At 46.1% G+C, this 22,388-nt stretch carries 19 protein-coding genes; 11 read left to right on the top strand and 8 right to left on the bottom strand.

Annotation, left to right across the window (positions count from 1 at the left end; all coding sequences use genetic code 11):
- Positions 1-232: 232 nt before the first annotated feature.
- Positions 233-2,143, bottom strand: coding sequence for an acetate--CoA ligase family protein (locus QUA40_RS07565; RefSeq protein WP_333123505.1), 1,911 nt, complete (start codon positions 2,141-2,143; stop codon positions 233-235).
- Between the two features lie 383 nt (positions 2,144-2,526).
- Between QUA40_RS07565 and QUA40_RS07560 the strand changes: the two genes are divergently transcribed.
- The gene (locus tag QUA40_RS07560) at positions 2,527-2,724 is read left to right on the top strand and encodes a hypothetical protein (protein ID WP_333123502.1); all 198 of its coding nucleotides are present in this window, start codon (positions 2,527-2,529) and stop codon (positions 2,722-2,724) included.
- 665 nt (positions 2,725-3,389) lie between these two features.
- The gene (locus tag QUA40_RS07555) at positions 3,390-4,235 is read left to right on the top strand and encodes a cyanophycinase (RefSeq protein WP_333123500.1); all 846 of its coding nucleotides are present in this window, start codon (positions 3,390-3,392) and stop codon (positions 4,233-4,235) included.
- Positions 4,236-4,396: 161 nt separating this feature from the next.
- Here QUA40_RS07555 and QUA40_RS07550 read toward each other — a convergent pair whose 3' ends face one another.
- Positions 4,397-4,645, bottom strand: coding sequence for a hypothetical protein (locus tag QUA40_RS07550; RefSeq protein WP_333123497.1), 249 nt, complete (start codon positions 4,643-4,645; stop codon positions 4,397-4,399).
- 975 nt (positions 4,646-5,620) lie between these two features.
- On the opposite strand from QUA40_RS07550, the gene QUA40_RS07545 reads away from it, so the two are divergent.
- From QUA40_RS07545 to QUA40_RS07530, 4 genes are all read left to right on the top strand, one after another.
- A complete protein-coding gene (locus QUA40_RS07545) occupies positions 5,621-5,860 on the top strand; it encodes a hypothetical protein (protein WP_333123494.1) in 240 nt (79 codons plus the stop codon).
- A 98-nt stretch (positions 5,861-5,958) separates the two neighbouring features.
- Positions 5,959-6,288 carry an alpha amylase C-terminal domain-containing protein gene (locus QUA40_RS07540; RefSeq protein WP_333123491.1) on the top strand — a complete coding sequence of 110 codons (330 nt, stop codon included), beginning with the start codon at positions 5,959-5,961 and terminating at the stop codon, positions 6,286-6,288.
- 278 nt (positions 6,289-6,566) lie between these two features.
- Complete coding sequence (locus QUA40_RS07535) at positions 6,567-6,944, top strand: BON domain-containing protein (RefSeq protein ID WP_333042016.1); 378 nt, start codon at positions 6,567-6,569, stop codon at positions 6,942-6,944.
- Positions 6,945-7,034: 90 nt separating this feature from the next.
- Positions 7,035-7,469: a DUF2294 domain-containing protein gene (locus QUA40_RS07530; RefSeq protein ID WP_333123488.1), complete on the top strand. Its 435-nt coding sequence runs from the start codon at positions 7,035-7,037 to the stop codon at positions 7,467-7,469.
- Here QUA40_RS07530 and QUA40_RS07525 read toward each other — a convergent pair.
- Positions 7,438-7,896, bottom strand: coding sequence for a response regulator (locus tag QUA40_RS07525; protein WP_333123485.1), 459 nt, complete (start codon positions 7,894-7,896; stop codon positions 7,438-7,440). The two genes, QUA40_RS07530 and QUA40_RS07525, sit on opposite strands and share 32 nt — an antisense overlap.
- Before the next feature lie 541 nt (positions 7,897-8,437).
- Between QUA40_RS07525 and QUA40_RS07520 the strand changes: the two genes are divergently transcribed.
- Together QUA40_RS07520 and QUA40_RS07515 are read left to right on the top strand one after the other, a co-directional pair.
- Positions 8,438-9,241, top strand: a complete 804-nt coding sequence (locus tag QUA40_RS07520; RefSeq protein WP_333123483.1) for a DUF2267 domain-containing protein — start codon at positions 8,438-8,440, stop codon at positions 9,239-9,241.
- A 402-nt stretch (positions 9,242-9,643) separates the two neighbouring features.
- Positions 9,644-12,289 (top strand): EAL domain-containing protein, encoded by a 2,646-nt coding sequence (locus QUA40_RS07515; RefSeq protein WP_445301130.1) that lies wholly within the window; start codon positions 9,644-9,646, stop codon positions 12,287-12,289.
- Between the two features lie 316 nt (positions 12,290-12,605).
- On the opposite strand, the gene QUA40_RS07510 is transcribed toward QUA40_RS07515, so the two are convergent.
- Together QUA40_RS07510 and QUA40_RS07505 are read right to left on the bottom strand one after the other, a co-directional pair.
- Positions 12,606-14,258, bottom strand: a complete 1,653-nt coding sequence (locus QUA40_RS07510; RefSeq protein WP_333123480.1) for an alpha-amylase family glycosyl hydrolase — start codon at positions 14,256-14,258, stop codon at positions 12,606-12,608.
- A gap of 485 nt (positions 14,259-14,743) precedes the next feature.
- The gene (locus tag QUA40_RS07505) at positions 14,744-15,463 is read right to left on the bottom strand and encodes a response regulator transcription factor (RefSeq protein ID WP_333123477.1); all 720 of its coding nucleotides are present in this window, start codon (positions 15,461-15,463) and stop codon (positions 14,744-14,746) included.
- 398 nt (positions 15,464-15,861) lie between these two features.
- On the opposite strand from QUA40_RS07505, the gene QUA40_RS07500 reads away from it, so the two are divergent.
- Entirely contained in the window at positions 15,862-17,724 is a 1,863-nt protein-coding gene (locus tag QUA40_RS07500; protein ID WP_333123474.1) for an ATP-binding protein, read from the top strand.
- Between the two features lie 654 nt (positions 17,725-18,378).
- Here the strand turns inward: QUA40_RS07500 and QUA40_RS07495 are convergent.
- The gene (locus QUA40_RS07495; protein ID WP_333123471.1) at positions 18,379-18,906 is read right to left on the bottom strand and encodes an orange carotenoid protein N-terminal domain-containing protein; all 528 of its coding nucleotides are present in this window, start codon (positions 18,904-18,906) and stop codon (positions 18,379-18,381) included.
- A 327-nt stretch (positions 18,907-19,233) separates the two neighbouring features.
- Here QUA40_RS07495 and QUA40_RS07490 point away from each other — a divergent pair, with 327 nt between their 5' ends.
- Positions 19,234-19,599 (top strand): hypothetical protein, encoded by a 366-nt coding sequence (locus tag QUA40_RS07490; RefSeq protein WP_333123469.1) that lies wholly within the window; start codon positions 19,234-19,236, stop codon positions 19,597-19,599.
- 232 nt (positions 19,600-19,831) lie between these two features.
- On the opposite strand, the gene QUA40_RS07485 is transcribed toward QUA40_RS07490, so the two are convergent.
- Entirely contained in the window at positions 19,832-20,992 is a 1,161-nt protein-coding gene (locus QUA40_RS07485) for a glycerate kinase (RefSeq protein WP_333123465.1), read from the bottom strand.
- Positions 20,993-21,088: 96 nt separating this feature from the next.
- Positions 21,089-21,421, bottom strand: a complete 333-nt coding sequence (locus QUA40_RS07480) for a DUF565 domain-containing protein (protein ID WP_333123462.1) — start codon at positions 21,419-21,421, stop codon at positions 21,089-21,091.
- A 361-nt stretch (positions 21,422-21,782) separates the two neighbouring features.
- On the opposite strand from QUA40_RS07480, the gene QUA40_RS07475 reads away from it, so the two are divergent.
- Positions 21,783-22,361: a hypothetical protein gene (locus QUA40_RS07475; protein ID WP_333123460.1), complete on the top strand. Its 579-nt coding sequence runs from the start codon at positions 21,783-21,785 to the stop codon at positions 22,359-22,361.
- Positions 22,362-22,388: the final 27 nt, after the last annotated feature.

The raw sequence follows: 22,388 nt of genomic DNA, 5'->3' as shown, positions 1-22,388 counted from the left end.
AAAATATTGGTGTGGTAACGAGAAATATGGCAAGAAACGGGGTTTCTGAGGAATAGTGCATCCACGACTGAGGGATTGCCACCAATTGTAACTAAGTGTAACGAAGCGAGTTCAAATCTGGGCGATCGCCAATTTCCTTCCCCTGAGGCACCCGGTAACCAGAAAAAGCCTTTATCTGGTGGGGCGGGTATTGAGTACCCGCCCCACAAAGCCAACTTAAATGTGGAACAGCTTACAAAACAGTCCCTATTTCCTTCAAATAAACCCGTGTAAACGGTTCATCATCCCCCAGAGTATACTGTTCGATCAACCCCTGGCGGCGAATAGAAACACTACTTCCCTCCCTCACCACAACAGTATCGTGATCGGTGCTTTCTCTGACCAACATCATCTCAGTTTCCCCCGGATTGTCCAGCACCACCATATTGCTTCCCTGATAAAACATTCCCTCAGCTTCCAAAATGTTTTCAGGATATTCAGCAATTAACAAATCGAGCTTGGGATTCCGCAGCAAACTTTGCACGTTAAGATTGTAATTCTTATTCAAAACTTTTTCAGAACGGTTGACAAAAAGTCCACCGCGACAAACAGCACCGATCGTCCAATCGGGATGCTGCAACAGAATGTGATCGATTGTTTCTTGCAGTTCGTGCACCGAAATTCGGTTGAAAGTAATAATCGGAATTCTGGCGGATTTTCCCGATTCAAAGAAAGTTTCGATAATATGCGAAGGCACATCCACCCCTTCGCCCACAGCCGGGTTGAGGTGCATAAAAATTCCAGGGGCGGCATTGATTTCGAGAATCCCAAAATTGCCTGTTTTCCAAGATTTGGCGAGAGTTTCTGTTACCACATCAACCCCCAAACAAGTTAACCGAAAATGTAGGGCGATATCTTGAGCTAAAACAATGTTATCCGGGTGAATATTGCGGGTAGCGTCGATGCTGACGCCGCCTGCGGAAAGATTGGCGACTTTGCGTAGAGACACAGTGCGATCGCGCTCTAGGACACTATCCAATGACAGCCCTTGTTCGGCAAGATACATTTCCATCGCTTCGTCGGACTGAATTTTGCTCAGGGCGGAAGTTGGCGTATCCAAACGTTCGGATTTGCGGTTTTCACGCCGGATCAATTCGCGAATTGTTGAGTCGCCATCACCTGTTACCCAAGCGGGTCGGCGTTCCGTTGCCGAAACAAATTTGCCGTCAACGCACAACAGCCTAAAATCCGATCCTTTGATGCTGTTTTCCACAATTACTCGCACCGGTTCTGTTTCGGGAATTGCCTTAACTGCTCTTTTAAAAGCGGCCTGCAATTCCTCAGCATCTCGGATATCTGCTGTGACGCCAATTCCTTTATGACCGACTACTGGTTTGACAGCAACTGGGTAGCCAATGTCTCTAGCAACTGTCACAGCTCCGTTTTCTGTGGAGACGATATCGCCTTTGGGAACAGGAAATCCTAATGTAGCGAGAAAAGCTTTACAATCGTCTTTGCGCGTGGTAAAATCTGAGTCTAAATGGCTGTCAGAATCAAAGGTAGTTGCAGAGCCGCGCACGAGTTTTTTGCCGTACCCGTATTGCATCAATCCTTCATCCCACAAATAAAATACGGGAATGCCTTTTTGAGATGCCGATCGCATTAACGAATAAACTGTCGGACCTCCGTAAACTGACTGCCGGAACATATTTTGCAGCGCGGCTATTTGTGCTTCCAAGGGAAAGTCTTGATTTTGATTGATGGCTTCAAACCAATCCCAAACTGCGTAAACTACGGATCGGGCGGTGCGGGCGTGAAGTGCTTCTATGCTAATTCTGTTAAACTGAGAAAATGGCTTGATGTTCGAGTGTTGGAAGTGCAAACCCATGTCGAGTTTTGCTACTTCTGAGGCGGTACGCCCGAACAGTTGGGCGTGGTTCGAGAAAGTTTCGTGCAGGAGTTGCGGGTAGCGCTGGCCAATAATTTCCTGGTAATGTGCGATCGGCAAAGGTTCGCTCGCGCCCGTCAGTGCCAAATCAAAAACTAAAGCCGCTGTTCCTAAATAAGGGTTTGGCCCCATATAGTGTTTGAAGTTGAAAACATCAAAAACATCGGTTTTTCGAGCATTGACGCGGGCTGTTTCAGTGCTTTTTTCTTGCAGCATTTTCTAACCTCCTTTTCTTTAATTTTTCACGTTAACTCTCTGGCCGGTGCATTAGATACTACCCGCAGGTATAGATATTCCAGCAGTTGATACAAACACTCTCACCAATTCTGCCTTCAGCATCGCGGCAAAGGGGGAGTGCGGAATTGGGGGAGTAGGGGATAAGGGAAGTGGGGGATAGGGGAAGTGGGGGAGAGTGGGAAAATATTTCTTCTTCCTTCAATATCTAACTAAGCACTGATGACTAAGCATTTATCGCTAAGCACTTATAACTAATGGCTACTTCCTTGCCCCCTACAAAAAAAAGCTATAACTTTTGAGAGGTGCACTGTGCACTTATAATTGTTTATGACAGTGAAGGAGAATTTAAGAGGCAGCAAATTATGAAGATCGCACAAACTGCTCTCAGGGATAAAGTTCACGAATTAGCTGAGGAAGCCTTTCACCGGAAGCTAATTTCTGGCTACGGTGATGGTCAAAACAGCAACGAATATCAGATTGTCTGGAACGGCAAACCCAGACACCTACCTTTAGAACGGGCGAGTACCATATTGAGCAATTTGATCGAGCGATCGCACTAACGGGCGATCGGACTAATTTAGGACTTACGCTCATCAATCCGATTTCTACGAGCAATCAGAGGAGGATTAGCAAATAATCGGATCAGAAACCGGATTGATCACCGCGCGCGCGTGGGCCCTGTAATTTAAGCTCATTTCTTGACCTCTCCTATCTCCTGTTAGGGGGGGTAAGTTTGTTTTGTCGATCATCGAGGATGAGTTAAATAGATAGTCCTAGACGCAGAAACCGGTTTTTTTTACCAGTCCCGGACGCAACAGCTCTCTCAAAAACCGGGGTTTCTGAGTTAAGTTTTTCCGTTCAAACGTAGAATTCTCGTTCCTATTCCCGGTTTATTTAGTAGACCTCTTGCAAAAATCCTTTTCATCAATTGATGGGACGGGCAAGATGCCCATCCCACAAGAAAACATAACTCTTGTGGGATGGGCATCTTGCCCGTCCTAATTATTTTTGCAAGAGGTCTACTCTAGTGCCTCCAGGACTGTTTACCAAACCATCGTTATAGCCCCGAGCAAAAGTAAAAAACAACCAGAACGCTTGAGCTGTATGCGTCCTGGAGGGGTAGAAGTCTGAGATATTTTTTGTATCCATATATACCTTTGGGCCGTTTTCGGAAAAAAGAAGTTTGTGTTTTAGTGAAATTAAATAAATTAACAGTGGAGATAATATGGCGAGCAACGAGAACCAGGGGAAGTTGCTAATTATTGGCGGCGCCGAAGACAAAGAGGGGGACTGCAAAATTCTGCGGGAATTCTTGCGGTGTGCCGGAGGCACTAAAGCCCGCATTGTTGTCATGACTGCTGCGACAAGCCTACCGGGAGAAGTAGGAGATAATTACATCCGAGTGTTTGAGCGGCTCGGCGCTGAAGATGTGCGAGTTGTTGACACCCAGAAACCCGAAGATGCCAACAATCCAGATTATTTAGAAGCGATCGAACAAGCGACAGGCATATTCTTTACCGGCGGAGATCAAGCGCGGATTATTAGCTGCTTGAAAGACACCAAACTCGACGCAGCTATGCACAAACGCTACTCTGAAGGGATTATCATTGGTGGCACCAGTGCCGGCGCAGCGATGATGCCAGACATGATGATTATTGAAGGAGACTCGGAGACAAATCCCCGCGTTGATGTGGTAGCAATGGGCCCGGGAATGGGTTTCCTTCCGGGAGTTGTCATCGACCAGCATTTCGCCCAGCGAGGTCGTCTGGGACGCTTAGTTTCGGCACTCTTGCTGCAACCTGCCGTGTTGGGATTTGGTATTGACGAAAATACAGCTATTTTAGTCCACGGTGACGAGTTGGAAGTTATTGGCGAAAGCGCTGTAACTGTCATCGACGAGTCGGAAAAACTCCACGACAATGTAGATGGACTTTTGAAAGATGAGGCTTTAGCGATTTGCGGCGCCAAGTTGCACATCCTCCCCCACGGATACCGGTTTAACTTGAGAACTCGCCAGCCGGTGCTCCATAACCTAGCAACTACAGCACAGACAGAAAGGGCGATCGCCTAATTTGCTTGCAACTGGCAAACATCTCAATATTATGTAGGGTGCGCCTCGGCGCACCTTACCGCTTCAACGAAGTATGAGGATGAAAAACCCAGTTGCTGCATCCTAAACTAATAAAAGAAGAGGATTTTACCTCTTCTTTTTTTCCTGCGGTTTCGGATTTTTTAAGCACTTTTCTGTTCGCCAAAAATCGACTGCTGCCCTTCTGCAGTCGATATTAAATTCCACCCTTGAGTTCTCAGCTTCTGAAAAGTTGCCCATCCCTTAGAACCGCCCGGTTCCCGGTAGTCGGATACAGCAAACTGCGGAAAAGCTGTATAAGGCCGCCACCCCTGACGGGCATCGGTGCGTAAGTGCAATATCTTTTCTCCCTTGCCTCCGAGTCTGGGCAACCAACACATTTGTTTTAGCATTTTTAACACTCCAGAGTTTTACAGTAATGGTAATTCGTCAACATCCCACATTAAACTTTTAGAGCCTTAGAGCCACTGCTCGGAATATCTAACGGGTAACAGGGACGGATGAGATTTTCACCGATTACCAATTACTGAGGTAGCAGCAGTCGTTAAAGCTGATGAAAGGTTCTACAAAGTTTGCCGGTCAAAAACTATAAAACAAGTGCTGCCAAGACATAAGCAACAATAATCATTGCTCTTCTCGGCTCAAACTTGGCTTAAAGTCGCAGGAAAACCCAGTTGAATAAAGCATTCATTTTTCTGGTTTCCCTTGCCTTTTAATTACACGCCGATCCTCGCTGTTTCCGCATAAAATGACATCTTTCTACAGTATTAGCTCTGTTAGCTAAAAAATGTTCCTTTAGTTACAAATATTAAACTCTTATCACGATTTATCTAGTTATCAAAAGTTAAATTACTTTTCATAAACAGCCCTTAATATTTTTTAGTTACTTTAACTACATTTTTGATTGGTTTAAATCAAGCCTTCGGGTGCTTAGCGGCGCACCTTACTCAATCGCTAGGGTTCGCACTACTAAATCTTCCGGCTCCGCCCCCAAGTACCTTACAACATATAGCAATCCTAAATGATTAGACTCGTTACCAGGAAGAGCCTGGTAACGCATATCCGGAGGCTCTGCCTCCATAGTCTGGGCCGAGGCAGAGCAAGAGTGACATCGGTTTCCAGGCTCTTCCTGGGAACCAGTTAACCAGTTATTGAAACTGATGCGAGGATTGCTATATATTTGGCAGCACGACGACAAAGAACTCCCCGAGAATGAAGAATTAGGATCGCGAATTAAATAACTTACAATTTTAATTGTTATTGTGGGATGGGCGTCCCGCCCGTCCCACAAACTTGTGGAAGTTATTTAATTCTCATTCCTTATCTGTGCGATTTGGGGATAAATGCGATCGAACTAATGCCAGTTAATGAATATCCGGCACGAAAGTTTTCGCATTTTTGCCCTAGAAAATCTGGGGGCGAAGACTTTCGATAGCGAAAAGCTCAAGCAAGTTCTGGATGCCAAGCAACAAGGCTATCAAAAGGTAACTAATGTTATCAATTATTTAACCAGTCACGACCGATCCCACTTGCTGGCCGAAGCCAGCTTTCGGGATATCGCTCAAGAACGGCTTTTAAACCCGCTAAATGGGGAGCGGTTTTGTTAGTCACAGCAGTAGGAATACCGATGCTGTGGATGGGCGAAGAGTTTGGACAATCCACTCGGCAAACTCCCAACTAGCCGAATAAACTGCAATGGTCTTTGTTGAAAAATCAGCCAAATCATGAGTTGTTGGATTACTACAAATACGTGATGCGGCTGCGGGAAAAAGTTCCGGCACTTTATACCGAAAATATTGAATTTATCCACGAAAATGCCGAAGCAAAAGTGCTGGCTTACTACCGCTGGAGCGATGAGGGAACGCGAGCAGTAGTTGTCGCCAATTTTTCTGATACTTATCTATCTGGTAACAGCATTCCTAAGTTTCCGGCTGCGGGAACTTGGCACGAGTGGATGTACAACAAAATGGTAGAAGTTGGGGAAGAAGGGTTTAAGTTTGATTTGCCGGAATGGTCAGCCCAAGTATTTGTTTGAGAGCGGGAGAATTATGTCTCCAGGCAGATGATCGGCGAAGTTGTAGAACAGTAAATTGTATTTACGACTGACGCACCAAACTCAACAAACCGGGTTTTTCTGCCTAGGTGGATGGCTGTAACGATACTTTTTTGTAAAAAAAACTCGGTTTCTGCATCCAAGAGTGCGATCGTAATTCCTGGTATTGAGAATAACAATTACAGGGCGACTTGCCAACCGTGAATTAACACGTCAATTAACACGTCAATTAACACAAACTTTGTCGGAGGACAAACTCTATGGGCTGGCTAAAAAGATTGTTTGGTTTAGAAAAACTTGAAAATCAAGAAACTGTGGACGCTCCTGCTTACCAAGCACCTGTCGCTCAATCTCAAGCTCAAGCTCAACCTGCTGCGAGCGCTCAGACAATCCCACCGGAACGCATGGGCTTGAATGGAGAATACGATCAAAGCGGCTTAGCTAAACGGGTGGCTCAGGCTTTCGATGCAAATCCCGATGTTGCGGATATTGAGACTGTTTATGTGGCTCAACTTGGCACTACTGTGGTTCTCAAAGGTACAGTTCCCAGTCAGGAAATTGTCAACAAGTTGGTGACAATTGCTAAAGGTGTTAAGGGTGCAACTGGGGTGGAAACTAATGAAGTTACTGTCGGCTAACGCGACGGTTATTTCTAACAGTTAGTAGGTAGGAGTTAACCGTTAACTTAACTGCTAACTGTTAACTGCTAACAGTCTTTTTTATCTATCATGGTTTCAATAAAAAATATGACTGGGGAAACCTTAGAACCTACTCGGGGTAAATTAGAACGGACTCTTTCGCAGGGAATTCAAGCTTTGTACCGCTCTCAACTCGGACACCCCACGAGTCAGGCGCTCTGCAATCTTTTGGATAACAAATTGATAATAGTTATCGAAAATGGGCTTACTCAACCCGAAAAACTGCTGGCTCAGAACGGTCAGCAAGATTTGGCCTTGCAGGTGCGGACACAATTAGAATCAGTTCTGGAATTGCCACTGAAAGAATTAATCCAAAAGGTTTTGGGCGTGGGAGTCACTGATTTGCTCCGCGATGCCACCTTGGAGACTGGCCGCACTGGAACGATCGCAATTTTGGACTCTGCACCTCAAGTTCGTGATTCTAATTATAAATCTAAAACTCAACCAAAACCATTGGATATCTGAGGTGCTGGCGAATAACTATTTCTAAATCTTTGATGTTAAAAGGTTTGGAAAGGTATTCCACGCAGCCAGCTTCGAGAATTCGAGCGCGGTCTTCTGGCTTTGCTAGTGCTGTGACAGCAACAATCGGAATATGTCTGATGTCGGGATTTTGTTGGACGCGCTTTACTACTTCCATACCGTCTATATCCGGCAGGCAAATGTCGAGTACGATTAGGTCGGGATGTCGATCGACTGCTGCTGAAAGAGCTGCGTACCCGTCCACTGCTCCCACGCACTCGCAGCCGAATAAATCGAGTATTTGTGTCAGCAGTTCTAAGTTGTCCTGATTGTCGTCTACAGCCAAGACTAAAGGACGCTTGTCAACCGGGGGTTTACCACTAATGAAAGACGAGGATTCCAATTTATTTTTCCAACGAGGGTAGTTCATAAATGCCGATCGAAACGATCAAAAAAGTTGTGTCCGAGGCATTCTTCAAGTGGCGCTGCGGCACTTGAAACCGATTGGCTCGTATTTGTAGCTCTCCGATGACCAGTTGGTCTAACCCGATACAATATGGCTACAAGCTGCGGGCAAAACGACCGCAGTTGATTAACCCCATCGCATCTGCTTAATTCTACCTCTCCTAGCGCTAATTACCAACTGAGGCTTTCTTGGTGTGTCAGCCTGGGTAAAAATACGCAATAACTACGAAAAATCTTACCAATAAAGCATCCTCGCTTAATAGCATTCAATAGTGGCGACAGCTTTTTAGGATATTAACCACATTAGAGATCGGTTCCCATAGACGGATCTACCTAAAGGAAGATTCTAGCGGGAACTTAAGTTTCCTAACTTCCATCTGCTGAGAGATACTTGATTACTCTACTTTATACTTCAATGTTTTTAAGTAGTAAGAATTACAATTTAAGCGAGTAAAAATATTCAGTTTTTACTTAAGCTTTACCGGATATTAACCTAGGAGGTTTTAATGACAATTCCAATCAGAGACGACCTGACTTACATTTTGCTCAAAAAGATTGGCAGCGGCAACGGCAGGGGAGAGTCGGAAATTAGGAACGCAGCGGAAGAATATGTCGGTCACGCGGTGGCGGAAGCGGAATTGCTCGGTCATTTGGACTACCTCAACCAAAGGGAATTTATCAAAGCGGATTTTAGTGGACAGCCTTACGGAGGAGCTGAGTTATTGCCGCCTTTAGTGGCATTTCAAGAAGCCGAGTTAACAGAAAAAGGCCGCAAACTGTTACACAAAATGGAGACGAATCCTCCAACGTCGCTCCTCCAGGAAGGATCGGCAGTTCCTATCGCTTCAAAGGATATGCCGTTTTTGGAAAAAGTGCTGGTAAAAGGTCACTTGGAGGATATTTTTGATGCCCGCGACATTACCGAAGTAGTGTACCGGGTCATGCGCGACGTGATGACAAAAGACGCCATCGAGCACGTGGAATCTGAATTGCACAAAGAAGTTTTGCCTACGGATGACAAAACCCTGCAACAAGAAATAGCAGACCTCTGGAAAGATACCAATCCGCTGGTGGGATTGCTGAGCCGGATACGTCAGCCTTTGACCGGCCCGCCTGCACCTGCGGGGATCGATGGCAATTTGTTTGCACGGAGGGTGGAACTAGAAGGCGCACTTCCTTCAGGAGTAAAACCGGAAACTGCGATCGCCGCTGTATTTTCGGCAACGAAGGATGAGCTGTCCGAGGAGCGAATTCAGGAAATAGCGGGCTTTTTGCCCGATCGAATTCGGGAACTTTGGGCGTCGGCTTAACGCAACATTTCCGGGTATAAATACTTACAAGCCGGGTTGACGAACCTGCATTCTGCGCTCTTGAGCCAGAATGCAGGTTCGTCAACCCGGTTTCTCTATATCTCTTGCCTTCTAACTGTGCAATTGTTTGGTCGTGAGGACTTGAGTCCCGATCGAACTCGATCAAACTTGAGTCCTCACTACTTGTGAGATCGCTCATTCCTTGGCTTCTAACTGCTGTGAAAAACCCGGTTTCTGGGCGAAATGTGGCCCGAAACCAGAAATAGCCCCAGAAACCGAGTTTCTCGCTCCCGGCTTGGCTACATCCAATAGATGTGGGGAAAGTGTTGTATTCTATAATACAGGGCCAGTTAAGACTGTGGCTCGCAAAAATGCTGTCCACAGCCTCGGAGCTCTAAAGAGATGGCCCGCACAAAAGTTAGACAAATGTCACAATCGACTTTAGAACAAGAGATTTTACTGAATCGAATTACCAATCGCATCCGCAACTCTTTAGAACTGCAAGAAATATTGACGACAACAGCCCGAGAAATCCGCAGCTTTTTAGGGAGCGATCGGGTAAAAGTTTATCGCTTTGAGGCCGACGGTAGCGGTGAGGTCATTGCTGAGTCCACCAACGGCGACAAATTGCCATCTCTGCTAGGTTTGCGCTTTCCACCAGGCGACATTCCCAATAGTGCCCGGGAAATGTTTCTCAAAGCGCGACAGCGAGTGATTGTAGATGTGGAATTGAAGCATCAAACAATTAATCGCTTAGATTGTCTCGAAACCGGCAAAACTTTAGCAGTTGAAGATATTAGCTATGGTCCTGTAGACCCCTGTCACGCTGAATATCTGAAGGCTATGGGAACCCGTTCTTCTCTGACGGTGCCGATTTTGCATCAAAATCAACTTTGGGGGCTGTTGGTATCTCACCACAGCCAAGCGAAACGGTTTAGCGATCGAGAATTGAAAATGGTGCAGTTGCTTGTGGATCAACTTTCAATTGCGATCGCCCAATCCTTTCTGCTAAGTCAAGCTAGAGGGCAAGCGCGCGACGAAGCCGTTATCAACCAAATTACCAGTTTGCTGCATTCTCCTCTGGAACTAAACGAAATTCGGCAAGCAGTTCTCCAACAAACTGTCAAGCATTTGCAGGGTTCGGGAGGGCGACTGTACATTGCAGCCGAGTTGGGCGATCGGCCGTCTTTACTTTATACCTACGGCCAGCAGCCCCGGGACATTGACCTTGAACTCAGCCCATTTTGGCAGCAGATCATGGGGTTGGCTAACCAAGACGAGCAACCAAAAACTCCTGAGATCAGCCAATTAGGTGTTTATCAAAATGTATATTCCCAGCATTACAATTCAATTGACAAAAATATTTTCAGTTTAATCGTACCCAACTTGTACGCGATTTCCGATATTTCTAAAGAACCTCACCTCAAATCTTTATCTGCAAATTTTCTGGAAGCTTCCATAGGATCATTTTTGGCAATACCGCTGCAATACGGCCAACAGTGCATCGGCTGTCTCACCATTTTTCGCAGCCCTATAGAAACCGAAATTGTGTGGGCGGGCCGTTGCAGTTCCGACACCCGGAGCGATCGTCCCCGAAAGTCCTTTGCAGCTTGGAAAGAAATCAAAATCGGCGAAACAAAAAAGTGGAGCAGCGAGGAACAGAAGCTCGCAAAATCTTTAGGAACTCACCTGTACATGGCTGCAATGCAGAGGCGCGTCGAAGCGATGATGCGACATCAAGCTTCTCACGACCCATTAACAGGTTTAGCGAATAGATTGCTGTTTAATGAAAGGCTGTCTTTAGCTTTAGCTAACGCTCACCAGAATGCAGAAATGTTGGCGGTGATATTTCTAGACTTAGACCGATTTAAAAATGTTAACGATACTCTCGGTCACCCAGTGGGCGATTTGTTGCTGCAAAGTGTATCTCGGCGTTTGACTAAGTGTTTGCGCGTGGGGGATTCGATTGCCCGTTGGGGCGGGGATGAATTTACTGTGCTGCTGTACAATATCAACAGCCCTGATGAAGCAGCTAAGATTTGCCAGGAAATTATCCAGAGTTTAAGCACTCCTTTTGATTTTGATGGTCGAGAACTTTATACTAAAGCTAGTTTGGGAATTGCTTTGGCTCCTTACGACGGAGAAGATGCAGAAACTTTGCTGAAAAATGCTGATGCTGCGATGTACAAAGCTAAACAGAAAGGTCGGAATAATTATCATTTTTATACGCGGGCGATCGGCAGTAAAGTATCAGAGGATCTTAAGTTAGAAAATCATCTTTACAAAGCTCTGAAAAAATCCGAGTTTGTGCTGCACTATCAACCGCAAATAAACTTAAATACTGGCCAAATAGTTGGCATGGAAGCTCTGATTCGCTGGCAGCATCCCGAACGCGGTTTGATTTCTCCCGATCGATTTATTCCCTTAGCTGAGGAAACAGGATTAATTTGCCAAATGGACGAATGGGTGATGCGGACTGCTTGCTTGCAAAATCGAGCGTGGCAGTTACTGGGATTGCCGCCGATGCGGATAGCTGTAAATTTATCAGCCCGGCAGTTTCTGCAAGCTAATATGGTACAAACCATCACTGAGATTTTATCAGAAACCAAGTTAAATCCCGAGTATTTAGAAATAGAAATTACCGAAAGCATTGCCATGACAGATGTGAATTTAACGGTGTCGGTATTGCAGCAGTTGCAGGACATGGGAATTCAAATTTCTCTGGACGATTTTGGCACTGGTTATTCTTCGCTGTGGTCTCTGAAAAACTTTCCGCTCAATAATTTAAAAATAGACAAATCTTTCGTGGCAGATTTGGTGACCGGCAGCAACGGTGCTACTATTGTGAAACTGGCGATCGCCTTGGGACAGGGCCTGAATTTACAGGTGATTGCTGAGGGAGTGGAAACAGCAGAACAGTTGGCGTTTTTGCGATCGCATCACTGCGATATGGGTCAGGGTTACTTCTTTAGCAAACCAATACCGGCGGCGGCTATAACCAAATTGTGCTTAGAAAATCAACTGGGTAAAATAGGTAGTTTAATTTAATATTGAGGAAGCGGAAAAAAAAGAGCTTCTGTGTAGAGTTGTAAAGTAGATCGGTTTTTTCGTTTGTAGTCAGGGCTTCAGTCCTCATATTAGACAAGATTAGATAAATCTTTGAATTTAGAGGGAAACCGCAGATGCTTTTCAAGATAGTTTCTGAATGCAATCTTGTCTAATGTTGAATTGGAAATGAGTGCTGTCAGTTCCTGATATCATTTCCGGTGAATTAGCCGTAATAAAGAATGTTTGTAGGGAGGACTAAAGTCCTCACTACAAATCAATTTTATTGTCGTCGTTAGAGCGGACACGATGTGACAGCTTACTGCCAAACAAACACTTTCGCTTCATATTCCGGCAAGTCAATCATAATATTATTATCGCCCGATTCAATATCATAATTGCCCGTCCATTCGTGCCAAGTTCCGTTTGCCGGGAAGTGGGGAACGCTGTAACCCGCTAGATAATTTTCCGACCAATTCGCCACTACTACAACTCTCGAACCTTCATCGTTCCAGCGAGTGTAAGCAAAAACTTTCGACTCGGGGTCTTCGTGGAAAAACTCGATGTTTTCTGTGTAAAGTGCTTGGTTATTTTTACGCAGGTGAATCAAGCCTTTGTAGTATTCCCACAAACCTTTATTCATGTCATTTCCTAGCAGCGTCCAGTCAATTTTAGCTTGCTCGATAGTTTTGGCTTTGTATTCGCCAAATTCTTCACCCATCCAAATCAGCGGCACGCCAACTGCTGTCATTAACACCACGGTTCCCAACTTCGCCCGCTTGAATGCTGCTTCATCCAAAATCCCCTGCGAACCCAATTCGGCAAAAAGGCGATCGTGGTCGTGATTGGTCAGATAATTCACTACATTCGTAGCACCCAAGTAACCTTGCCGCTTGCAGTCAATCACATCTTTGAGCCGTTCTAAATCAAAATTGTCCCCGCAGAGTTGTGGAATGATGCAGTGATAGAAACTGTCGTGCCAGCAGCCGTCCATCGGCCCGTCTAGATTCGTGATGCTGGGATCGTCGGGAATGTATTCGGCAACGGTATAAAACGGTTTGGGGCCGGCGACACTTTTGGCTTCTTGAACTATCCAGTGCATGAAATCGTAGTTAGCAATTTGTCGCGCCGCGTCGAAACGAATGCCGTCGAGATGATATTCTTGAACCCAGAAGCGGACTGTATCGCCAGCAAATCTGCGTGCCGGGAAAGTTCCTAAGTTTTCGTCGTAGAATTCGTAGTTAAATTCCGGGCCCCAATTGTTGTCTGCATCGCGGGGTTCGTGGTGATACCAATAATCGTGATCGATTTGAGTGAGGGGGCTCGATGCTTCCGAGTGGTTGTAAATCCCGTCCATGATGACGCGAATACCGCGCCCGTGACACTCGTCTATCAGGTTTTTGAGTTCTTCTGTGGTTCCGTAGCTGGACTCGGCAGCGAAGAAGTAGCGGGGGTTGTAGCCCCAACTGTAGTCGCCTGGGTATTCTTTGAGGGGCATGAGTTCGATCGCGTTGATGCCGAGTTCGACTAGGTAATCGAGTTTTTCGACGACGTGCTTGTACTGGCCGCGGGCCAGGGGATCGGCTTCGCCGCCGGAAAAGTCGGCAACGTGCATTTCGTAAATCACTAATTCCCGATCGGCCGGTAGCGGTTTATCGTCGTGTTTCCAGACGTAGGTATCGATAATGCGATCGCCGTCTTTGATCCGAACAAGGCCGTTTTGAGTAGGATCGTCGATGTCAGTCGCGTAGGGATCGACCACATCTACCCACTGATCCGCTTCCACAAACCAGCTTTTCGACTGAACGCGAAATTTGTATTGATAAACGCCATCCTCCAACTCAACTCGCGTGCGGAAATAACCCTCTTCGTCCTTTTCCATCGGAATCTCTTCCCAATTAGAAAAAGAGCCAATCAAGGCAGCTCCTTTGTTGTAGGGAGCAAATAACTTGAATTCAATTGGAGCGGCCATAATACCTCTTTCTAAAATATTTCAGTAGTAGTTGATACTTTTAATTTCGCAAGTTTAAGCGAACTCAGCATCGCTCTGCGGATATAATTTCTTTAAGGCTTAACTATTCCTAAAAGTATCGTAATCCGGCCAGGGCCTGCGCCTTTTATGAAGTGATATCGCGCAATATTGGCAGTGGGAGCGAAATTTATCTAACTGGGGAGCGCTCAATAATAAGTATTAGTAATAGGCTATTTTTTCAGCATCTATCTTAAGTTATATTTACTTTTTTAAAGCTTTAAAAAAATATCTGTACTTGGATAGATGCGGATTTAAACTTTATCACTTTTTTAACAACAAACAATTGCTCGGCTGGTGCACACTGCCTACCCTAATTTTGTGGTAAGAATTAGTCAGTCGGTGTGCACTGGCCACCCTAAATCAGTGGCTGTAAGGTGCGCCCAGCGCACCATACTTTTAACTTGATGTTGCCTGACGATCGGGCTTCATCCAACCAAGCCAGAACGCAGGGCGAGAACGGCTGCCTGAGTGCGGTCATCAGCACACAACTTGTTCAAAATATTGCGGACGTGAGTCTTGACTGTACCGACAGTAATGTACAGCTTTTCGGCGATTGCAGCATTGCTGTAACCCTGCACGATCAGTTCCAAAACTTCTAATTCCCGCTCGGTTAAAGGGTAAGTCTCAATGATGTGACTAAACTCGGGTTCGGCAGCCTTAATTGTGACTCTTTTGCCCTCAGCCTTCGGTTCTTCCGCCGCGGGTTCCTGAGTGCGAGCTTGTTTGAGGACGATACGGGCGATCGCCGGATCGATCCAAGAGTTACCTTCGTGAGTTACTTTTACTACATCTAATAACTGATCGAAGCTAATATCTTTCATGCAGTAAGAGTCAGCTCCGGCGGCAAAAGCTGCCAGAACTTCTTCTTCATTGTCCTGAAAAGTCAGAATCAAAATTTTTGTATCGGGATCGGACTCCGCTACGGATTTTTTGAACTTTTGTGTAAGTTCAATGCCATCAAAATCTGGCAACCCAATATCTACAATTGCCACGTCAGGTTTTGAAGACTGAAGCAGTTTCAATCCATCTGTAGCGTTAGCTGCATCGCCGACAACTTCTATCGTGTCACGCTGTTGTAAAGCTGTGCGGATGCCGACTCTTGTCAGGTCGTGGTCTTCTATCAAAGCAACGCGAATTTTACTCATCTTTTTTCCAATAGTCCAGTAAACCTTAAAAATATCGTCACTTGACTCAGCCTAACTGAGCAAATTTGAGAATGTGTCCTGATTTAGGGTTTTACAGGCTGCACATCATTTTTAAGCATACTCATGCAGCCGCCAAGAATGCAAGTTAATTTTTAAGTTATTTTGCGGCGATGCCTGCACGAGCCCGATCGGGACAGGTAAGCTCTCAATGTTTCAACATTTTAACTGAATTATCTCATTGTCCGCCCGTTGATAGAGGTAAAGATACCACTACCCGGATAAATTTAAAGTATAAAAAATTTTGATGCACTTGAGCCGTCAAAATCAATAAAGCTAGCAGCACTCCTTCTTTAGCCGGTGTTAGGGCTCAAGTCCAATGCTTATTTATATAACCTGTTATGACTCAGTATCACGGCAATAAGTCTTTTCAGTCGGAGTTTTCCGACTCTGAAATCTTACACAAAGTATCTGAAATAACATCCCCCCAACCGCAAGTTTGCGAGTGCGAAACTCAGGACGATCGCCTGTGGTCGGCAATTCCTCACATAGTTTGGAAAACAAAGGCCGACGGCTGGGCGACTTATTTCTGTCAGGGCTGGGAGGAGTACACGGGCGTACCAGCAGCAGCAGCTTTGGGTTTCGGCTATCTGGCGCAGATCCACCCAGAAGACCGTCCTCGTCTATTGGGGAGCTCGCACAGTTCTAAGTTCCCGCCGCCAAGTTACGAAATTCTATTTCGTCTGCGGACGCGAGAGGGCACTTACCGCTGGAATCGGGCGAGAGCAACGCCCGCTAATCTAGACAGTCAGGAAGTTTTGGAGTGGGTGGGCACCTACAGCGAAATCGACCCCATCCAAAAAACTCCAGCCGAACCAGAATTTTTGTCCCATCAAGTGCCCTTGGAAGACAATTTTACAGCAAAAAATTTGTGTGAAGCCCGGACGGTATGGGACGCGGAACACGAGTTGCACGCGATTGATCGATTTACAAATCTGTTGAGCCAGCGCGCGGGTAGCTTGGGTAAGTTGTTGCAAGGTATTGCGGACGCGACTGTAGAGGCGATCGCAGGAGCGGAATTTTGCCTAGTTGCTCTCCTGGATTACGATTGCAGCGGCCTAAAACTCAGCGCTGTCGGGGGCACGGAAAACTTTGGTGAGGGCAAAACCCCGCACGTGCAAAACAAGCTGCTGTGGAAAGCATTTGCGACGGGAGAGTCTGTACTGTTGCAGTCGGAGTGTGGGGATGGCGACGGCTTGCTGCCGGCGGCGGCTTGTGCTGCGGCGATCGAGTCGGAGCCAAGCGGGCGTTTGGGTGTGTTGGCCATCGGCAACGGGAAAGACTGCGGGGCGATTGACACCCATACTCAGCAACTGCTGGCAGTGATGGGAAAACAAGCTGCGATCGCGATTAACAACACACTGGCGATCGAAAAATTAAAAAAGCAGGAACAGCTTTTAGACTTGCAAAACGAGCTGCTAATTCGCCAGCAGGAAGAACTGGAAAATCAGGGGCGACGCATTCAACAGCAAAAATTGCAACTGCTAGAAGCAGCCAAGTTAAAATCGCAATTTTTGGGCATCATGTCCCACGAATTGCGAACACCCATGAATTCAATTATCGGCTTTTCCCAATTGCTGCTGCGCCAGCACAAACAACTGCTGACCCCCCAGCAAACAGAAATGGTGGGGCGCATTTTACATAACGGCAAAAACCTGCTACTGCTGATTAACGATATCCTCGACCTCTCCAAAATCGAGAGTGGCGGCACAGAATTAAAAATTGAAAAATTTCATTTAGGGCATTTAGTAATGGATGTCGCCCGGGAATTCGGAAATCAAGCCACCGATAAGAATGTGGCAATGTCCGTCAGCGTGTGCTTGCAGGATCAGTTGATAGTTAATGACAAGTTGCGCCTGCGGCAAATTTTGGTCAATCTCGTTTCCAACGCGGTTAAATTCACACATGAGGGCAGCATTTACATTGAGGTGCGGGAATTAAATTGCGATCGGCTAATGATCACCGTTCGGGATACAGGAATCGGCATCTGTGAACAGGATATTCCCCACATTTTCGACAAGTTCCACCAAGGCGACCAAAGCACAACTCGCAAATATCCAGGCACCGGTTTAGGACTAGCTATTTGTGCTTCTTTAGTCAAGAGGATCGACGGTACAATTACTGCCGAAAGTCAACCCAAAAAAGGTTCGACATTTCGGATACAATTCCCGCGAAAAGTTTACCCTAAAAAACTCACGGGCTGACTGAAAACCTTTTTTCTACCACTTTTGAAAAATAGGGCTATATATAGCAATCCTCGCATCAGTTTCAATAACTGGTTAACTGGTTCCCAGGTTCTGCCTGGGAACCGATGTTTCGAGGCTCTGCCTCGGCTGCCACAATGGAGGCAGAGCCTCCGGGTATGCCTTACCAGGCAGAGCCTGGTAACGAGTAATCCTAAATCATTTGTGTAATTCTTGTAGGGGCAAACCCCCCGTGGTTGCCCCCATGAGCCCGGGGTAGGCACGGGGAGTAGGGGTAGCACTACCCCTACATCTTTTGAAATGTGCTGTAGCAAGACTTTGTTAAACTGGTATTATATTTACAGCAAATTGCTGATTTCAATAGTGATGTAATAGTCATGGCGAGCGATTGTTTCGCGAGCGATCGCCATGACATACTATACTAATTGCCACTAAAAAAAAGCAAGTATTAAAACCGGATTTAGTATACAAACGACGGACATAATGAGGTTTATTTATGTCCGCTAATTATATAAAATCTGGTTTTAATCCCTCCTTTATTCTTCAGTCGGCGGATGACGTTGGGCGAAGCTCAGTCTTGCCCTGAGCTTGTCGAAGGGTCGAGCCGCAGGCTGGGTTTGACTCTCTGCAGCGGTTTGAACCGCCGAGTCTGATCTAAAGACTAGAAGTTTTCCCTACTTCGGCCTGAGTAGCAATTGGTTTAACATCGGTGTAGCCCATATTATTAGCTACGTCGCGCAGCACCGAAATTTGCTGTTCAAACTCAAGATCTTCAATTTGACCCAACACGCCATTGACAGCCTCAGTGGCCTCATATCCTTCGGGGATATCGACAATTTTTTCCCCCATATCAATAGCCCAAGCATACCAAACCAGCAACTGATTGTTAGCAGTTAAAGCTCCGTAAGCGTGAGAATAGGGCGTGTCGGATCGATTGACAATACCTCGCATTATATTCAGTTGTTCGTCATGGGAAAGGTTGTAAAAATCACCCAGCAGCATGGGAGCTAATTCTGGTTGGGCGGCGACGGGAGCGGCTGGTGTAATTGAATCTCCCATTTTTTCATAAACAAAGTAGAGCAGCGCCAGTTTTTCATCTGTACCCAACCCGTTGATTGTCTGAAGGATGCTTTGAGTCTCGTTGGAGAGAGAGTGAGGATTGGTGGCGGCGGGTGAGTTCATAAATTAAATTCCTTAAAAATGTTTCCAGAATATATAAGTATCAAGATTTGTAAGTGCAAGTCACCATCCCCGAGAGGTAATACGATTTGAGATTTGAGATTTGAGATTTGAGATAAAACAATGGGTAATGGCTGAGTATGTATGGGTTTGGAGCTTGCCTAAAGTTACATTATTTTAAGAAACTGGTGTAAGGTTGAGCCGCTACCCTAGAGTAAATCATCCTTAAGATAGAAGCCAACGATACATCTGCGGGTAGATGCAAAAGCCGGGGATTCAAGTAATAATTTATACAGTGAATTGTTAAATAAAACTAGCAAGGAGTCGGCTATGTCTGAAATCAATACAGAAGTCAATAACATTGAAAACTTTGACGCTCAGCAGATCACTGAAAGCGCGGAAGCTGGAGAACAAAAGTTGCCGACCGTTAATGTATCAGCAGACTACGAAGCTTCAAAAGAATTCAGCGTTAGTGACATCGATCGCACGGGTGCCGGCGCTCAAGCTGCCGCCGCTGCAACTGCACCTAAATTTCCTATTCCCGCTCCTAAAGATATCGCAAAGCCAGCAGATACAAGCGGTAATCCCGCTGATTTTCGTTCGATGGCTCAAGACCTTAGCCCCGCAGGTGCACCGGGCGAAGTTACCGACGATTTGATCCAGAAAGCGATCGATCTTGGAACTCCCGGCAGTTAATTTAGAAATTCTCCATCCTCAATGCAAAACCTCTGTATTGTAGGGTGCTTATGGCGCGCCGTACCTCTATAATTCGCGCGTCAAACCACTTTTTGCATAAGTCCTGAATTCTCAAGTGAGTGCACGATAAGCTGCAATACAGTAGGGACGGAACAAGGTTGTGTCCTTCAAGGCTGCAATAAGGTAGGGACACAACATTGTTGTGTCCTTAAACCGTTAATTTTAAGTCTTCCTAATAGCTTAAATTAAAGTCGATCGCCCGACAAATTGTACCAACAGTGCGATCGCTCAGAATTTCAATTACTAAATCCACTCGATCGCCCTCCACCATCGACTTAATAAATAACTCGGGATGTAGCGCTTTCCAGAAATATTCGACAAACCGATTAATTTCGGCTTCTGACATTCCCGACTTCCCCGCCGCCATCATTTCCCGTTCCGCCTGATTGCGCCAGACTTGAGAAATGCGATAATCTTGGGGATACAAAACCATCAACCGATCTAATCTGTTCCACAGCGGCAGATAGTCGTGCAGCTTCACATTCATATCGCGCGCAAACTGACAGTCACCCTCTGTGGAAATCGGAAACGGTGCATCCGCCAAAAACTCGTTCAATTTGTCATCAGCCACCGGATTCACGCCGACAAACCAACCTTCAAAAAGTACAATATCCGCGCCGGAAATAATTTCGGGTTGACTTCTATCTCCTGCACCTCCATAGGCAGATTTGTTAAACCTGGGAATTTCTATATTTTTATTAATTAAATCCGGTTTTAGGGCATCAGATTTGGGATTGTCAAGTGCTGCTAAATCGCGAGTTTGAGAACCACGCAACTTGTCTAAAACTGCGATTCCCAAGTCAATATCGTGAGTGCCGGGGGGGCCGCGCCAAATTAAACGCGGGTCGGCTTTTTGGAGTTGTTGGCGATCGGCATAAGTCTTGTAAAGATCGTCTAAAGAAAGGCTGACAGTAGAATATCCCAATTTTCCCAGAATCAGCCTCAAAACTTGGCATAAAGTTGTTTTTCCTGTTCCTTGCCCTCCTAAAATTCCTTGAATTAAAGGACGGTTTAAACTTTGTTTTGCAGCCGATAATTGCATTGCCAGTGGCAGCCACAGATTCCACAAAGTTTCGAGAAAAACAGTTGACTTTAGGGGGAAAGTATGCAGTTCGTCAACAAGAGAAAAGAATAAATCGGTTTTGCAGCGGACAACATCGGCTACATTGTCGGAAGTAATACCAAAAGCGCGCGTTAGCGAAGCCCTCGAAGAGGATCGCACATCATCCGCAAGTTCCCACAAAGCCAGGTGCTCGAAGTCGAGAGCGATCGGGCGATCGCCGGCTTGCCACCGGCGTAAAATTTCAACAGGGGTTACAGTCGATCGATCCATCAGCTCAAAACTCTCTAGGCGGGGGCTGGTTTTGTATAAATATTATCTGCAACTGACCAATATTTGAGCCTAAACCCGCGGTGATTCAAAAAGTTTTTAAGAGCCCAGTTTGAAAGCCTCCACAAATAAATTGTAAGTGACGCCAATCTTCAGAGCATTGAGCATATCCACCCAAAAAGAACCCGCAGCAGACCGCCGGCCGCCGTAAACCAGCCAGTTCGCGAATTCCGTCAACAAAACCAACAGCCCGGCGGCGATAATATCCCAATCAGCAGATTGTCCGGCGATCGTCGAAATAGCTGTTCCCAAAAAAGTGCCGAACAGCAGACTAATTATCAGAAGCGAAATCCGCCGCCAAGGATTGCTCAGCCAGCCTCGGAAGCGATCGCCTAGAACATCAATTAATCTGTTAATTCGGGTATTCTGCATAAAAGTTATACGATTTGAGATTTAAGATTGGAGATTTGAGATGCGGAATGACCTATGAATATTGGGGTTGGGAGTACGGGCCTATAGTGGTACTCTTTTTTTCAACTGGTATTAAAAGCTATACCGATGAGTAAACAAATGCCCCTCCCGACCAACTCCAAATCCTTACCGGGGTCAGTATGTCGCCATCTAAAATCTAAAATTTAACATCTAAGATGGTATTGAGCGATCGCCGACTTATAGCCGAGAACGCTCAAGTAATTAAGTGTAACTGTATCTTGTGGCACAGCAGACCCTGGTTTTACATTAAAAATAGTTAAGACTAATTTCGGGTGCTGTCTATCCTTTAAGCCTAAAATTTATGAATCTTAAAATTTACCAGATCGTAATTGGAGTGTCGATCGTCCTAATTACAGGAATGTTTCTAGGACGTTTTGAAATCACTATCTCCAACGGTTCAAATCCTTCCAGCGATTGGCCCTCACAAGCCACCGCATATCCCCCCACACCCCCCGTTTCCCCAGTCGCGAGAGCTTCTGCAGACACCGCCAGCGAGCCAAAACCCGACTCCACACCAACCCCCCCAGATCCAGAAGAGGAATTGCTTTCCTCAATCCCTGCAAATACTAATGTCACCGGCAGTCTGCGCGTCAGCAACCGCAGCGAACACCCAGTGCGAGTGGCCCTGCTGTCGAAACAGCAAGCCGAGAAATCTTACGGTAAACCGGCGCACTGGGATTTTGCGCCGGGGGAAGGTGGCGACAAGGGACTGATGCTATCGCTGCCGGAGGGAAAGTTACAAGTCAAACGGGGAGACATTTTAGTGGTTTTTGCTCAGGATGGTTCTCGCCACTACTGGGGGCCTTACGTCGCCGGGGAGACAGCCTCGCCCGCTTGGAACAGCACAGCCGGAGAATGGCAATTAATTTTGCAGCCGTGAACCCTTAGCTGCAGGTGCGGAGATTTT

It is taken from the genome of Microcoleus sp. Pol11C3 (assembly GCF_036701485.1).
GTDB lineage: Bacteria > Cyanobacteriota > Cyanobacteriia > Cyanobacteriales > Microcoleaceae > Microcoleus.
This window is presented reverse-complemented; position numbering and strand designations above follow the sequence as displayed.

Coding starts and splice junctions, on each gene's coding strand:
- QUA40_RS07525 (WP_333123485.1), bottom strand. CDS start 7,896: ATGAACTACCCTCGTTGGAAAAATAAATTGGAATCCTCGTCTTTCATT.
- QUA40_RS07475 (WP_333123460.1), top strand. CDS start 21,783: ATGAATCTTAAAATTTACCAGATCGTAATTGGAGTGTCGATCGTCCTA.
- QUA40_RS07555 (WP_333123500.1), top strand. CDS start 3,390: ATGGCGAGCAACGAGAACCAGGGGAAGTTGCTAATTATTGGCGGCGCC.
- QUA40_RS07505 (WP_333123477.1), bottom strand. CDS start 15,463: ATGAGTAAAATTCGCGTTGCTTTGATAGAAGACCACGACCTGACAAGA.
- QUA40_RS07500 (WP_333123474.1), top strand. CDS start 15,862: ATGACTCAGTATCACGGCAATAAGTCTTTTCAGTCGGAGTTTTCCGAC.
- QUA40_RS07545 (WP_333123494.1), top strand. CDS start 5,621: ATGAATATCCGGCACGAAAGTTTTCGCATTTTTGCCCTAGAAAATCTG.
- QUA40_RS07495 (WP_333123471.1), bottom strand. CDS start 18,906: ATGAACTCACCCGCCGCCACCAATCCTCACTCTCTCTCCAACGAGACT.
- QUA40_RS07490 (WP_333123469.1), top strand. CDS start 19,234: ATGTCTGAAATCAATACAGAAGTCAATAACATTGAAAACTTTGACGCT.
- QUA40_RS07515 (WP_445301130.1), top strand. CDS start 9,644: ATGGCCCGCACAAAAGTTAGACAAATGTCACAATCGACTTTAGAACAA.
- QUA40_RS07530 (WP_333123488.1), top strand. CDS start 7,035: ATGGTTTCAATAAAAAATATGACTGGGGAAACCTTAGAACCTACTCGG.
- QUA40_RS07550 (WP_333123497.1), bottom strand. CDS start 4,645: ATGCTAAAACAAATGTGTTGGTTGCCCAGACTCGGAGGCAAGGGAGAA.
- QUA40_RS07480 (WP_333123462.1), bottom strand. CDS start 21,421: ATGCAGAATACCCGAATTAACAGATTAATTGATGTTCTAGGCGATCGC.
- QUA40_RS07510 (WP_333123480.1), bottom strand. CDS start 14,258: ATGGCCGCTCCAATTGAATTCAAGTTATTTGCTCCCTACAACAAAGGA.
- QUA40_RS07565 (WP_333123505.1), bottom strand. CDS start 2,143: ATGCTGCAAGAAAAAAGCACTGAAACAGCCCGCGTCAATGCTCGAAAA.
- QUA40_RS07485 (WP_333123465.1), bottom strand. CDS start 20,992: ATGGATCGATCGACTGTAACCCCTGTTGAAATTTTACGCCGGTGGCAA.
- QUA40_RS07560 (WP_333123502.1), top strand. CDS start 2,527: ATGAAGATCGCACAAACTGCTCTCAGGGATAAAGTTCACGAATTAGCT.
- QUA40_RS07520 (WP_333123483.1), top strand. CDS start 8,438: ATGACAATTCCAATCAGAGACGACCTGACTTACATTTTGCTCAAAAAG.
- QUA40_RS07535 (WP_333042016.1), top strand. CDS start 6,567: ATGGGCTGGCTAAAAAGATTGTTTGGTTTAGAAAAACTTGAAAATCAA.